The organism is Mangrovibacterium marinum, from assembly GCF_003046625.1.
Lineage (GTDB): Bacteria > Bacteroidota > Bacteroidia > Bacteroidales > Prolixibacteraceae > Mangrovibacterium > Mangrovibacterium marinum.
Map to the genome: position 1 here is coordinate 230468 of NZ_QAAD01000007.1, position 14974 is coordinate 245441.

11 protein-coding genes are annotated in these 14974 nt (G+C 46.1%); 9 read left to right on the plus strand and 2 right to left on the minus strand.

The window, feature by feature from the left end; all coding sequences use genetic code 11:
- Positions 1-104 precede the first annotated feature (104 nt).
- The 6 genes from C8N47_RS09040 (at position 105) to lon (ending at position 7543) form a co-directional block, all read left to right on the plus strand.
- Positions 105-881, plus strand: a complete 777-nt coding sequence (locus C8N47_RS09040; protein WP_107822218.1) for a Bax inhibitor-1/YccA family protein — start codon at positions 105-107, stop codon at positions 879-881.
- A gap of 104 nt (positions 882-985) precedes the next feature.
- Positions 986-2152 carry a glycoside hydrolase family 71/99 protein gene (locus C8N47_RS09045; RefSeq protein WP_107822219.1) on the plus strand — a complete coding sequence of 389 codons (1167 nt, stop codon included), beginning with the start codon at positions 986-988 and terminating at the stop codon, positions 2150-2152.
- A gap of 60 nt (positions 2153-2212) precedes the next feature.
- Positions 2213-3400, plus strand: coding sequence for an N-acetyltransferase (locus tag C8N47_RS09050; RefSeq protein WP_107822220.1), 1188 nt, complete (start codon positions 2213-2215; stop codon positions 3398-3400).
- Positions 3401-3477: 77 nt separating this feature from the next.
- A complete protein-coding gene (locus tag C8N47_RS09055) occupies positions 3478-3741 on the plus strand; it encodes a type B 50S ribosomal protein L31 (RefSeq protein ID WP_107822221.1) in 264 nt (87 codons plus the stop codon).
- 83 nt (positions 3742-3824) lie between these two features.
- Positions 3825-5009 carry a GlmU family protein gene (locus tag C8N47_RS09060; RefSeq protein WP_107822222.1) on the plus strand — a complete coding sequence of 395 codons (1185 nt, stop codon included), beginning with the start codon at positions 3825-3827 and terminating at the stop codon, positions 5007-5009.
- Between the two features lie 104 nt (positions 5010-5113).
- Positions 5114-7543, plus strand: a complete 2430-nt coding sequence (lon, locus tag C8N47_RS09065; protein ID WP_245915694.1) for an endopeptidase La — start codon at positions 5114-5116, stop codon at positions 7541-7543.
- A 179-nt stretch (positions 7544-7722) separates the two neighbouring features.
- Here lon and C8N47_RS09070 read toward each other — a convergent pair whose 3' ends face one another.
- Positions 7723-8487, minus strand: a complete 765-nt coding sequence (locus C8N47_RS09070; protein ID WP_107822223.1) for a LytR/AlgR family response regulator transcription factor — start codon at positions 8485-8487, stop codon at positions 7723-7725.
- Positions 8488-8489: 2 nt separating this feature from the next.
- Positions 8490-9239 (minus strand): LytR/AlgR family response regulator transcription factor, encoded by a 750-nt coding sequence (locus C8N47_RS09075; protein WP_107822224.1) that lies wholly within the window; start codon positions 9237-9239, stop codon positions 8490-8492.
- Positions 9240-9455: 216 nt separating this feature from the next.
- Between C8N47_RS09075 and C8N47_RS09080 the strand changes: the two genes are divergently transcribed.
- The 3 genes from C8N47_RS09080 to C8N47_RS09090 all read left to right on the plus strand — a co-directional run bounded on the left by C8N47_RS09080 (position 9456) and on the right by C8N47_RS09090 (position 14973).
- A complete protein-coding gene (locus C8N47_RS09080) occupies positions 9456-10565 on the plus strand; it encodes an AI-2E family transporter (protein ID WP_146161484.1) in 1110 nt (369 codons plus the stop codon).
- Positions 10566-10822: 257 nt separating this feature from the next.
- Positions 10823-11977: a cytochrome c3 family protein gene (locus C8N47_RS09085; protein WP_146161485.1), complete on the plus strand. Its 1155-nt coding sequence runs from the start codon at positions 10823-10825 to the stop codon at positions 11975-11977.
- A gap of 53 nt (positions 11978-12030) precedes the next feature.
- Positions 12031-14973, plus strand: a complete 2943-nt coding sequence (locus tag C8N47_RS09090; RefSeq protein ID WP_107822227.1) for a TAT-variant-translocated molybdopterin oxidoreductase — start codon at positions 12031-12033, stop codon at positions 14971-14973.
- The last annotated feature ends 1 nt before the right edge of the window (position 14974 follow it).

Genomic DNA, 14974 nt, shown 5'->3' on the forward strand with positions numbered 1-14974 from the left:
TAACAGATGTTACAGGAAACTGCTGTTTCGGCAGTTTTGGTTTTTCAGACGCTGTTTGGCATCATTTTTATAGATAGTTTTCGCGAAAATTAAATTGATTGAATATGAATTTTACTAAATCATCGAATCCGGTTTTCGGAAGTTCAGTTTTTAGCCGTTTGGGAACATCCGCCGATAGTGGTGTTATGACTGTAAACGGCACCATGAATAAAACCGGGCTGATGTTATTGATTGTAACATTTGCGGCTTTGTTTACCTGGCGCAAATTTTTTGGGGCTTACGATTATTCGACAACTGAAGCTGCTTTTTCGGCGGTGTCGCTGTGGTTGATCGGCGGTGGAATTGGTGGCTTTATTACTGCTCTGGTCACAACCTTTCGTCCGCAGAGCTCGCACATAACTGCTCCCTTGTATGCTGTTTTCGAGGGCTTATTTCTGGGTGGAATTTCTGCCTTTTTCGAAGTTCAGTATCCTGGTCTGGTTATGCGGGCTGTCGCTTTAACGCTGGGCGTTTTCTTTGTGATGCTGTTTTTATTCCGTTCCGGAACCATCCGCGCAAGCGGAAAGCTGGTCATGGGTATTGTGGCTGCAACCGGAGGTATTGCTCTGGTGTACCTGGTTAGTTTTATCGCCGGTATGTTTGGCGCAAACCTGGGGTTTCTGCACGGAACCGGGAACTTTAGCATCGGTTTCAGCCTTTTGGTGGTTGTGATTGCTGCTTTAAACCTGATCCTCGATTTCGATTTCATTGAGCGAGGTGCACAATCCGGAGCTCCTAAGATTATGGAGTGGTACGGGGCATTTGGCTTGATGGTAACCTTGGTATGGTTGTATCTCGAGATTCTTCGTTTGCTGGCCAAACTGGCTGCTCGCCGCGACTAAAAATTAAAATAGAAACGATAATTCAGAAAGCAGGGGGATGAACTCCTGCTTTTTATTTTCGCACGGATGTATTACTTTCGGGCGGAATTAGATAACAGATCTCCATGCAAATAATTCAGGTAGACGATAAAAGATCGATCGACGCGTTTCATCAGCTGCCCTACACGATTTATAAGAATGATCCCAATTGGGTTCCTCCTCTTCGGATGATGGTCGAAAATATTTTCGATCCCCAAAAAAATAATGCGTTAAAAAACGGATCGGCCCGTCGATGGCTGGTCCAAAAAGATGGCCGAGTCGTCGGGCGTATTGCTGCTTTTGTCACCGATACCTATTCGTACAGTTTTGATCAACCAACCGGAGGCATCGGTTTTTTTGAGTGTACAGACGATCAGCAAGTTGCCAACCTGTTGTTCGATACAGCGGTTGCGTGGCTTAAAGAGCAGGGGATGGAGGCTGTTGACGGACCAATCAATATTGGCGAGAATTTCTTTAACTGGGGGGTTTTGGTCGATGGATTTGTGCAGCAAAGCTTTGGCATGCAGTATAATTTGCCGTATTATGCCAGCCTGTTTCAGAATTACGGCTTTCAAACTTATTACGAGCAGTACAGTTATCATCTGGATATTACCAGCCCCGACTTGCCGGCCCGCTTTTGGAAGATAGCCGAGTGGATGTCGAAAAAGCCGGGCTACTCATTCCGGCAGTTTCGCTTTGCTCAAAAGGATGCTTTTATCCGCGACTTTCTGGATATTTATGAGCAGGCCTGGGTGAAGCACGATAATTACAAGAGGATCGATCCGGAGGATATTCATAAAATGCTGGAAGAGTCGAAGATGATGCTCGAGGAGGATTTCATCTGGTTTGTCTATCACGAAAATAAACCGGTGGCCTTCTTTATGATGGTGCCCGATCTTAATCAGTTGTTTAAACGCATTCATAGCGGTAAGCTTAATCTGTTAAATTTGCTGAAAATGCTGTGGCTGCGTCGTCGTAAAGTGATTACCCGCTGCCGGGTGTTGGTGATGGGCGTCATTCCGAAGTTTCAGAAAACAGGAATTGAGTCGGCTATATTCTATCAACTGCGACAGGTTATGCTGAAGAAAATGTGGTATAACGAAATGGAGCTGAGCTGGGTGGGCGACTTTAATCCGAAGATGATCTCGATCTTTAAGGCCGTAGGTGGAAAACACGAGAAAACCCACCTGACCTTACGTTATCTGTTCGATCCGAAAAAGGAGTTTAAACGAGCGCCAATTATTACCGATTAATCGTGCTCGGTGTCGAACCAATTCGTTTAATATACTTGGGTATTCAATATAAATAGGAACATGCAATTACAAATTGTCGATAATGCAGCAAGCCGGAAGCTTTTTCATAAAGTGCCGCATCTGATCTATAAGGGAGATAAAAACTGGGCTCCTCCATTGGAGGGGATGATCGAAGATACCTTTACCCCTTCGAAGAATCCCTCCTTTAAAAACGGGGAGGCCATTCGCTGGGTGTTGATCGGCGACCGGGGAGAGTTGCTGGGGCGCATTGCTGCCTTCATTAACTACGATAAGGCCAATACTTTTGAACAGCCTACCGGAAGTTGCGGCTTTTTCGAGTGTGTCGATGAGCAACAGGCAGCCAACATGTTGTTCGATGCGGCTCGGGAGTGGTTGAAGGAGCGTGGCATGGAAGCCATGGACGGACCGGTTAATTTTGGTGAGAACTACGTTAATTGGGGCTTGTTGGTTGATGGTTTTATGCCGCAGGGATTCGGTATGCCCTACAATCCAAAGTACTACCAGAAGCTGTTCGAGACTTATGGCTTCCAAATGTATTTCAAGCAGTTTAGCTACCACCTGGATACCACGCTTCCTGAACTGCCCGAGCGCTTTTGGAAAGTGGCCGAGTGGGTTTCGAAAAAACCACAGTTTAAGTTCGAACATTTTTCGTGGGATAAGGCTGAAAAGTACATCGACGATTTTGTGCAGGTATACGATAATGCCTGGCGTTTTCACGAACATTATAAACCGCTGGATAAGGACGATTTGCGCGATTTTCTAAAATCGGCCAAGCCCATCCTTGAACCCGAGTTTATTTGGTTTGCCTATCACGAGGATGAGCCCATAGCCCTGTTTGTGATGCTTCCCGATTTAAACCAGATTTTAATCGAGATGAAAGGAAAACTGAACTTTTGGGGGATCTTAAAATTTTTGTGGCTCAAAAAACGCAAAAAAATGACGCGTACGCGGAGCTTGATCATTGGTATTGTACCCAAATATCAACGCTCGGGAGTGGACGCTGCGATTTTCTGGCATCTGCGTCCGGTGATGTATCGTAAAAATTGGTACAAAGAGATGGAGCTAAGCTGGGCGGGCGATTTTAACCCCAAAATTGTTGCACTATATGAGTCGGTTGGCGGCAAACATACGAAAACGCACTACACGATGCGCTATTTATTTGACCGCAGCAAACCCTTTCAGCGAGCTCCGATTATTAATGCCGAAAAAGTTTCAGATAAAAAATAAAAAAGCTTTGGAAATTACACAACTGTGTGTATATTTGCAGCCCGATTGTAATAATGTTGTTTTAAAAGAGATCAGCGATGAAAAAAGACATACATCCAGATAGCTATCGTACGGTAGCGTTTAAAGACATGTCAGACGGTACTATTTTCCTGACAAAGTCTACTATTCAAACAAAAGAAACAGAAGTTGTTGATGGCGTTGAATACCCAGTTGTTAAATTGGAAATTTCAAGCAGCTCTCATCCATTTTATACTGGTAAAATGAAATTGGTTGACACCGCTGGTCGTGTTGACAAGTTCATGAACCGTTACCAGAAACACATGGATGCGCGTAAAAAATAACAACCATCTACAAAAGATAAATTAGAGCTTCGCCTTCGCGAAGCTTTTTTTTTGTTTTAGCTTTGATGGTCAAAAATTGAGCGATGAATATTATTTTATTCGAGACTGATCAGCGAAATTGCTTACTGCCGCTTTGCTATACCCGCCCGGTTGCGGAGTTGCGCACGGGTATCTTAACCATTCGTGAAAAATGGACATCGCGCTTGTCCGGAAATTTTTCCTATGCAACCGACCTGTATCTGTGCGAGAAATTCCCGCTGCAACTAGAAGCCGATAATATATTGCTTTCGTCCCATGTTTGTCCGACCGATCAGCTGGCTCGGCAAGTGGCGGAGCTCAAGCTCGGAGAAGGCATCAAATGGCAGGGAATTGCGATTGCTGCACGTTTGCCCGAATTGGAGGCACACGCCTATCCGAAGCAAAAGACTGAAATAGCCTGGCAAAATTTCGACGGTGAACTCGATTATATCCGTTTCCCCTGGGATTTGAATGAGGTTAATGCGCGTCAGATTCAACTTGATTTTGAGCTGTTGACAAAAGGCCGGACATCCGCTGCGCTGAGTGCAACCAACCAGTTGCTGGGGCGCGAACATATTTTTGTAGAGGAAGGTGCCTGCGTTGAGTTCGCAATAATTAATGCCACTACCGGACCCGTTTATATTGGGAAGAATGCCGAAATCATGGAAGGTAGCCTGATTCGCGGTCCTTTTGCTGTTGGCGATCATGCGGTCGTGAATATGGGCACCAAAATTTACGGACCGGTAACTTTGGGGCCCCATTGTAAGGTCGGAGGCGAACTTAGCCACTCCATTTTGTTGGGGTACAGCAATAAAGGGCACGACGGTTTTCTGGGGCATTCGGTTTTAGGCGAGTGGTGTAACCTGGGAGCCGGTTGTAATGTGTCGAATCTGAAGAATACCTACGATAAGGTGAAGGTTTGGAATTACCCGGATCAGAAATTTATCAGAACCGGTTTGCAGTTTTGTGGTTTAATTATGGGCGATCATTCCAAAGCGGGCATATCGACCATGTTTAACACCGGCACCGTTGTGGGTGTTGGCTGTAATATTCACGGAACGGGGTTCCCGAGGCAGTTTGTTCCCTCTTTTTCCGATGGTGGTGCGCAGGGCTACAAAGCACATCCGCTGAAATCCGTATTTACGACCGCAGCGAAGGCGATGGCCCGACGTTCGTTGGAGCTGACCGATGCGGATCAGCGAATTTTGACAAAGGTTTTCGAGCTGTCGGCAGCCTACCGAAAGTACTAGCAAGCTGTCAGGGCTTTGGCATGGTCATTGACCAATAGAAGGAAGCGATGAAATATCGGCCTGACAACGTCATGTTGTCAGTTCATTTTTTTCAATTTAGAATCATGGCAAATAAAAAAGAACAAGTGGCAAAAACGATGATATTTAGTGGTATTGGAGATGAAGAAAGCGAGCTTATTCCGATCATGGCAGATGGCGATGAAGGGGAATTAACCAATTTTCAGGCACCCGATATCCTGCCAATATTACCGCTTCGGAATACGGTGTTGTTTCCCGGGGTGGTTATTCCCATCACCGTAGGACGACAAAAATCGTTAAAGCTCATTCAGGAGGTTTTTCGAACCGATAAATTGTTGGGGACAGTGACTCAAATAGAGGGGGCCGTTGAAGACCCGGAACAAAAGGATTTGTATACCGTAGGAACGGTCGCTCAGATTCTGAAAATCCTGGAAATGCCCGATGGCTCTACTTCCGTGATTATTCAGGGAAAACGTCGTTTTGAAGTGGTCGAGTACCTCGAGGAATTTCCGTACTTTAAGGCCAAAGTAAATCTGTTGGATGAAATTACAACTGATGCCGATAATGATGAATTTCAGGCAATTGTTGGGTCGTTGAAAGATTTGTCGGTTAAAATTGCGCAGTATTCGTCCAATGTTCCGCCCGAGGCAAGTTTCGCGGTGAAAAATATCGAGAATTCCACCTTTTTGATCAATTTTATTTGTTCGAACACCGATCTGAAAGTTGAGGAAAAGCAAAGTTTGCTTGAGCTGGCCGATTTAAGGGAGCGAGGCATACAGGCCATTTCGTACCTGGTGAAAGAGGTGCAGATGTTGGAACTGAAGCGCGATATCCAGTCGAAGGTGAAACTGGATCTGGATCAGCAACAACGCGAATACCTGTTGAATCAGCAAATCAAAACCATTCAGAATGAGTTGGGCGGTAACCCGATTGAGCAGGAAATTGCCGATCTGAAAGAAGCTGCTAAAGAAAAGAAATGGTCTGCCGAGATGGCTGAGTTCTTCGATAAAGAGGTGAATAAGTTGTCGCGCCTGAATCCGGCGGCCGGAGAATATTCGGTTCAGTATACTTATTGTCAGACCTTGTTGGAGTTGCCCTGGAATGAATATACCGAAGATAATTTTGACCTTAAACATGCCGAGCAGGTGCTCGATGAAGTGCACTACGGGCTTGATAAAGTGAAGGAACGAATTTTGGAACATCTTGCGGTGTTGAAGCTGAAAAAGGATATGAAAGCACCGATCCTGTGCTTGTACGGCCCTCCGGGGGTGGGTAAAACATCCTTGGGCAAGTCGATAGCGAAAGCATTGGGGCGAAAATATGCGCGCATGAGCCTGGGTGGCTTGCATGATGAGTCGGAAATCCGCGGACACCGCAAAACCTATATCGGTGCTATGCCTGGCCGTATTCTTCAAAATATAAAAAAGGCAAAATCATCCAACCCGGTGTTTATCTTGGATGAGCTGGATAAAGTGTCGAGCGATTTTCACGGCGATCCTGCCTCAGCATTGCTGGAAGTGTTGGATCCGGAACAAAATAGCGAGTTTCACGACAACTACATCGATCTGGACTACGACCTCTCGAAGGTGATGTTTATTGCAACAGCCAATACTTTGGGCACCATTGCTGCTCCTTTGCGCGATCGGCTCGAGTTGATTGATGTGAGCGGTTATATCCTGGAGGAAAAAATAGAAATTGCCAAGCGACACCTGATTCCGAAGCAAAAGGAAAATCACGGTCTTAAGGCTAGTCAGTTGAAGTTTTCACGCGATGTAATTGAGCTGATCGTCGACCGCTATACCCGAGAGTCGGGAGTTCGCGAGCTGGACAAGAAAATTGCCAAGGTTATCCGGCGAGTAGCGCGGAAAGTTGCTTTCGAAGAACCGTATAATGTCAACCTTACGGCAGAGGATATCCGCGAGTACTTGGGAGCACCCGAGTATAGTCGCGAGAGCTATCAGGGCAACGAATTTCCGGGAGTTGTAACCGGTTTAGCCTGGACAGCCCACGGAGGAGAAATTTTGTTTGTTGAATCGAGCCAGAGCAAAGGGAAAGGTGGCTTAACCTTGACCGGAAATCTGGGCGAAGTGATGAAGGAGTCGGCCATGCTGGCTTTAGAATATTTAAAATCGCATAGCGAGGATTTAGGGATCGACTACGAGGTTTTTGAATCGCATAATTGGCATATTCATGTTCCCGAAGGCGCAATTCCGAAGGATGGTCCGTCGGCCGGTATTACGATGGTAACCTCACTTGCATCGATTATAACCAAGCGCAAAGTGCGCAAGAATATTGCTATGACCGGTGAAATGACTTTACGCGGTAAGGTTTTACCCGTTGGCGGTATTAAGGAAAAAATACTGGCCGCAAAACGGGCTGGTATCAAGGAGGTCATCATGTCGGTTGAAAACCGGAAGGACGTTGAGGAAATTAAGGATATTTATCTGAAAGGACTTAAGTTTAAATTTGTTGCAAGCATCGGTGAAGTGCTGGACTATGTGCTGCTGAAAAAATAACAATCGCATACAAAGAATAGAAAGTCAGTCTGGTTCCCTGGGGAATCGGACTGACTCTTTTTAGGGGACCCGGGAACTTTTTCGGCTCGCTTATCGTGAGCAAGGGGACGATTTGATAAGATTGAAATTGGCAAACTTGCCTCGTGTTGATTGTTGTTTCGAATGTAACTATTGCGCCATTAACTGATCGGGAAGCAGTTTAGTTTTTCAAAGTACGAGAGGGCCGATCGGTTCATCGGCTCTTCAATCGAAAATTTTTGGTGAGTGAGGCAAACAACTTTCCGCTTTTTTTCAATGCGTGTGATGTATTGAATGTTCAGGAAAGCCGACCGGTTGGCTTTGACAATATTGGGTGAATTGAGCAGGTCTGCCACAATGAAGAACGCTTGTGTTACTTCTTCATCTTTGCCGTTTTTCAGAAATATCCGGCAGTAGTTGCCTTCGGCCCGGATCAGCATCACATCATCGGGATTAACCAGGAGGAAACCATTTCTGTTGGAGAGTTTTATTTTGGGCGTAAGTTGTTTTGTGCGGATCAACAAATCCATTTTTCGCTCAAACTCCTCTGTTTTTTGTTTTTGCTTAAAGCGATTAATAACAGTGATCAAATCAGCCGGGCTAAACGGTTTTACCAGGTAATCGAGTGGTTTAATGGTCAGGGCCGGAAAGGCATATTGACTGTGGGCTGTTGTGAAAACGATTTCTGTTTTAATATCGCTTTCAAGTACAATTTGGCCCAGTTCCAGTCCGTTCATGTCGGGCATGTCAATGTCCAGAAAGACCATGTCGGGCGCCAGTTTTTTAATCATCTTAAGCCCTTTTCGCGGGCTGAGGGAAGTCCCCAGAAGCTTAATTTCATGGAAGGCCTGAAGATAAATTTGCAATAAAGCAATGGCATCCTCATTGTCATCAATAATAATCGCAGTAATCTGTTTTTCGCTCATAATCAGTTTAGATCCATTTCACACAATATCTTAATCTGTCTTCTCGACCCGCTGAGGGAGACCTCGAAGTTGGTGCCAACGACGGTGCAGGTATTGGCTACTCTATTTACCTGCGACAGTTTGTGAAGGTTGATTATTGTTGAGCGACTGAGACGGAAAAACTGCTCTTTGGAAAGGATTTTTTCCAGTTTCCCCAGATAAGTATTGGCAACTTCTTTGGAGCCATTTTGTAAATACATGGTCGAGTAAGCTCCATCGGCTTCAATATAAACAATGTCGTCGGGGTTGATTAAGATATGATTGTTGGTGGTCGAGATTCGAAGTTTCGGATTTTGTTCAAGCGAGCTTAGTGCTTGTTGAATTTTTTTGTCGATACTGGCTTGCTGCTGTTTATGAAATAGTTCGATTCTTTCCTGCAGATGGCATAGATCCGCCGGTTTTAGAATGAAGTCGTAAATGCCGTTTTGAATAGCAATAATTGCGGAATCTTTGCGCGAACTGGTGATGATTGTCAGACAATTGGGGGCTTTCCCTTTGAATAGCTGAATCAGTTCAGTACCATCGCGCCCAGGCATCAGATTGTCCAAAAGGACAATATCCGGATTGGTTGCAATGAATTTAAATAGCGCCTCTTCGGTGGTCGATGCTTCCTCAACTCGTCCAACAATCGGTACTTCAAGCAAAAAATTTCGCAGGATATCCCGGTCATCTTGTTCGGAATCAACAATCAGTATCGTTAGTTTCTGGTCCATGCTCTGAATCTTACCCTCCCCAATAAGCAAATTTATCAAAAAATGTTGATTGTTGGGCGCTATGAGCAACAGTTGGAATCAAAAAAAGCAGGACTGGCAATCATGCTGTTGTTTGAGGATATTCGGAAAAATCTTCTTTTATTTGATATTGATTAGTAGAAATCAGTTACTTTCGTAGCTTTCGGGATCGTGCAGATCGATAAAAAATTAAATGAAATGATTGAACTTGGCAATAAGTACAGGGGCTGGTTGATAAGCTTGGGAGCCATCTGTGTTTTGTTTCTGATGTGGTACTTTCGAGGCCTGGTCAGCTATATTGCGGTATCGGTAATTATATCGCTAATCGGTCGCCCGTTGGTGCGCGGTCTTTGCAGGCTTCGGGTGAAAAACTTTAGTCTGGGGCAAGGGGGCAGCGCCTTTATTACTCTGCTTAGTTTTTGGGTGGTCGTTGTTGGCGCCGTACGGTTTTTTATTCCTTTGTTAATTAGTGAATTTGAAGAATTATCGAGTGTTAATCCGGATTCTGTTTTTGCCATCGTCGATGAGCCCTTGGTGCGTTTTATGAGCTTTATCGGGCACGAGCCTGTCGATTCGGGCAAGCAGCTGTTTATGGAAGTCTTTCAAAATCAATTTAAGGATGGACTTGGGATCGAGCATGTTTCCAATTTGCTGGGAACAGTGGCCGGAGCCTTTGGAAGCCTTTTGCTGGGCGCATTCTCCGTTTCTTTTATCAGCTTTTTCTTTTTGAAAGAAGAAACGCTGTTTAAGGATGTTATTCTGATTTTGACACCTACAGGTTGGGAAGAACGTGTTGCCCGCATGATGCATTCGATCCATCTGTTGCTTCGGCGTTATTTTCTGGGGCTCATCGCTGAAGTTGTTCTCGTGGGGCTGTTTGTGACTATTGGGCTGACAATTACCGGACTGGGCTTTAGTCATGCCGTAGTAATTGGCATTTTTTGCGGTTTGTTTAATGTTATTCCCTACCTCGGACCGTGGATGGGCGCTGCTGTTGGGCTGTTAATCGGCTTGACAGTCAATATTCACGCCGATTTTTCTTCACACACCTTACCATTACTGGGCTTGATGGTGCTTGTTTTTGCATCGGTACAGATCATCGATAATATTTTGTTTCAACCCCTGATCTATTCCAGCAGCGTTAAAGCACATCCATTAGAAATTTTTCTGGTTATCATGGCCGCAGGTGGTTTTGCCGGTATTGTCGGAATGATTTTGGCCATACCGGTTTATACCATTTTACGCGTGGCCGCCAAGGAGTTTTTTAACGAGATGAAGTTGGTGAAAAAGCTTACCAAAAGCCTCTGATGTTATTGTTTTTTTCTATGAAGTATTATAAGGTATAGATTTTAATGAATTGAATTGATGGGGTTATTTGTGTTAACGTGTTGAAGTGTAGGGTTTACGCTCTGTATTTGGGTGTGTGCTTTCTCCTCAAATATATTTTTATGCTTGAAATCACACATTTTTTAATCGCCTGAAAAAACCTTCTTCCAAGATTGTTTGTTTTAGTTTTTAATCTGGTTATCTGTCAGATAACAAAGGATATAACTAAAGCTAAACGCATGAAACGACCAACCCTTGTCAATCCGAAGTGCAGATTGTATCTTTTAGCTTCGCTATTTATCTTCTTGTTTATTTGCAGTAATGCGGCGCGAGTCTCAGCAAGCGGAGAGTCTTCCGTGGTCGATGGTCATTCGTTGGAGGATATTCGGCGCGGTGAGCGATTTTTCAAGGGGCTGTTACCTTTCAACTTTAAAGGCGAGTCGTGTGTGTCCTGCCACAACATATTGTCCTCCGATTCGCTGAATTGGAATCCATCGGCCATGGCTATTGCCATCAAATATGCAGGGCGCGATTTTGAGTCGTTCAAGGCTTCCATCGAGCAGCCTGTTGGGGCAATGCTCTCCCAAAAACATGCTGGTATTGCACTCGAAGAAGAGGACTTAAAAGCCGTGAAGGCTTATCTCGACAATATGGCAATGGTCGGCCCACAGCCGGTAAAGCCCAGTATCAATCAGTTGCTGATCTTTCTCTTTTTCGGAATGTTAATCACCTGGGCACTGCTGGAACTGATCTTTTTCCGGAAAATCAAATACCGCATTATCCCGCTGATTGTTTTGTTGGCCTCGTTGGGCTATCAGGGAAAGGTAATCAATGAAGAAGCCATTAAGCTGGGACGCTCGCAGGGTTATGCGCCGGATCAACCCATTAAGTTTTCCCATAAAATACATGCCGGTGATAATGGAATTGACTGTAAGTATTGCCATCATACGGCCGAGGACAGTAAGTCGGCAGGGATTCCGGCCATGAACCTGTGTATGAATTGTCACGTGATTGTTCGCGAAGGGTCACAGTCCGGGAAATTCGAGATTGCCAAGATCGTGGATGCCGTCGACAACAAGAAACCCGTTGAATGGATCCGGCTGCATAATTTGCCCGATCATGTTTTCTTCAGTCATGCCATTCATGTTGGATCGGCGAAGTTGGACTGTCAGACCTGTCACGGGCCGGTTGAAGAGATGGATCTGATGAGGCAGCATGCCGACCTGTCGATGGGCTGGTGTGTGAACTGTCATCGCGAAACGGATGTGAAGTTTCAGGAAAACGGCTATTACCAGACCTTTAAAAACTTGCACGATCAACTGGATAAGGGCGATTTGCAAGCCGTCAAAGCGCAGGATATTGGCGCAAACGATTGTATGCGATGCCATTATTAGCATCCGAGCGTGAAAATCGAAACTGATAACTCAATAAACTAAAAACCTGTTGCATGAAAAGCTACTGGAGAAGTCTCAAAGAACTGGAAGATCCGAAGGCATTACGAATTCAGGAGGCCCGCGAGGAAGCCAAACAAAAGAGCTTGCTGCATAAAACCAAAGGGAGCAGCACCGCAAACTCACGGCGCGACTTTCTGAAAACACTGGGCTTTAGTCTGGCTGCGACTTCATTGGTTGCCAGTTGCAAAAGGCCGGTTGAGAAGGCAATACCCTACCTTGTTAAGCCCGAGGAGATCACCCCCGGAAAGGCCAATTATTATGCTTCGGCCTACTACGATGCCGGCGATTATTGCAGCGTTGTTGTGAAAGTTCGCGATGGGCGTCCAATTAAGATTGAAGGCAATGAACTTTGTCCGATTTCCCAAAGCGGAACCAGTGCCCGTGTTCAGGCGTCGATTCTGAATTTGTATGATGGTGCCCGCTATCAGGGGCCACAACAAGCGGCTACGACCATCAGCTGGAGTGATGTGGATGCTGAAGTTACAAAGATCTTAAAAGAAATAGCAGCTCGCGCCGGTCGAACTGTATTGCTTTCGCAAACGGTTATTTCTCCTTCATCAAAGAAAATTATTCAGCAGTTTTTGGACAGCTATCCCGGAGCTGAGTGGATTCAGTATGATGCAGTTTCGGCATCCGGCATACTTGTAGCCAATCAAAAAAGTTTCGGCCAACGCGCCATTCCCGACTATCGGTTCGAAAAGGCCAGGGTGGTGGTTAGCTTCGCGGCCGACTTTCTGGGAACCTGGCTGTCGCCGGTTGAATATACCAAAGGCTATACGGCTGCCCGCAAACTGGATGATGGACAGCGTGAGATGTTGCGGCATTATCAGCTCGAATCACAGCTTTCCCTGACAGGTACGAATGCTGATGTGCGTTTCCCGGTGAAACCATCCGAAGAGGCAGGCATTGTGCTGGCTTTGTACAATGCCATTGCGGCCGGCAGGGGAGGCGAGCAGTTTTCTGGACCACAAACAGCAGTCGACGTTTCAGCATTGGCCGACGAGCTGTTGGCAGCCCGTGGAAAAGGCATTGTTATTTCGGCAAGCAACGATGAAAATGTGCAACTGCTGATCAATGGGATCAACCAACTTCTTGGGAACTATGGCGAAACCATTTTGTGGGACTCAGCCTTGCTGACTAAGCAAGGATTGGATTCTGAAATGGAACAACTCAATAAAGACTTGCTTGCAGGGAAAGTGGATGCGCTGCTTGTTTGGGGCGTCAATCCGGTTTACGACCAGGCGAACGGAGCGGAGCTGGCTCAAGCCATTCAAAAGCTCAAACTGTCGGTTTCGTTTGCCGAGCGCAAGGATGAAACAGCTCAAGTTTGTCAGTATATTTTACCCGAACCCAATTATCTGGAGTCCTGGAACGATCTGGAGCCTAAAGCCGGACAGTACAGGATGGCACAGCCAACGATATCTCGTTTGTTCGATTCCCGAAACGTTCAGGAAAGTCTGCTCGCCTGGTGCGGAAGCCCGCAGTCGTACGGCGATTTCATCAAGTCGGTTTGGGAACAGGAGCACTACCCGAAACAATCAACATACAGCGATTTCCGTCTTTTCTGGAATTACAGCCTGCAAAAGGGCGCCTGGGAAGATCCCCGGTCTGCATCGCTTACCTATAACGATGCTTGGTTGGCTGAAGCGGCTGGGAAACTTACCAACACTAAAAGTGGTTTGGAAGTGGTGCTCTATGAGAGCATTGCGCTGGGTAACGGGAAGTATGCCAATAATCCCTGGCTGCAGGAGTTGCCCGATCCGGTAGCAAAAATAAGCTGGGACAATTATGCATCGGTACCGGTGGACTATGCTGAAGAAAATGGTCTTCAAAATGAAAGTGTGATTAAGGTAAACGGGATGGAATTGCCGGTTTTCATTCAACCCGGACAAGCCCCGGATACCATTGCCGTTGCATTGGGCTATGGCCGTTCGCATGCCGGGAAGGTCGGCGATGGAGTTGGAAAGAATCTTTATCCCTGGGTTGGCGAAGCGAATGGCGGACGTCAGTTCTACCTTGAAAAGGCAACAATTGAAGTTGTTCCCGATGCGATTTATGAGCTGGCGCTTTCGCAAACTCACCACAGCATGGAAGGGCGGCCAATTGTGCGGGAAGCCAATCTGGACGAGTACTTGTTGAAGGCCAATGCCGGAAATGAAATTCGCCAGGAGCATCTCAAGCACAGTGTCACCTTGTACGAAGAAATGGACTTTAACGGGCATCATTGGGGAATGGCCATCGATTTAAACTCGTGTACCGGATGCGGGAACTGCGCCATCTCCTGCCAGGCGGAGAATAATGTTCAGGTGATTGGCAAAGAACAGGTGCGTAACCGACGCATCATGCACTGGATTCGTATTGATCGGTATTTCTCGGGCGATCCGGCCAACCCGGAGGTGTCGCATCAGCCGGTTATGTGCCAGCATTGCGATAATGCGCCTTGTGAAAATGTTTGCCCTGTAGCGGCAACACCTCATAGTGCCGAAGGCTTAAACCAGATGGCCTACAACCGTTGTGTCGGCACGAAATATTGTATTAACAATTGTCCTTACCGCGTGCGCCGTTTCAATTGGTTCCAGTATGTGAATAACGATCGGTTCGACTATAATGCCAATAACGATTTAGGCCGAATGGTGCTGAATCCGGATGTAACGGTTCGCTCGCGCGGGGTGGTGGAGAAATGCTCGATGTGCGTGCAGCGCATTCAGGAGAAGAAGCAGGAAGCCAAAGTGGCCGGCAGAATGCTTCACGACGGCGAGATCAAGACTGCCTGTCAGCAATCCTGCCCGGGCGATGCCATCGTTTTTGGCGATCTGAATAATCCACAAAGCAGGGTTAGCAAGCTCTTCAGGAACGAGCGCAACTATCACCTGCTGGAAGAATTGCACACCCTGCCGTCGGTTGGTTATTTAACCAAGATCAGAAACAAAGCATAAT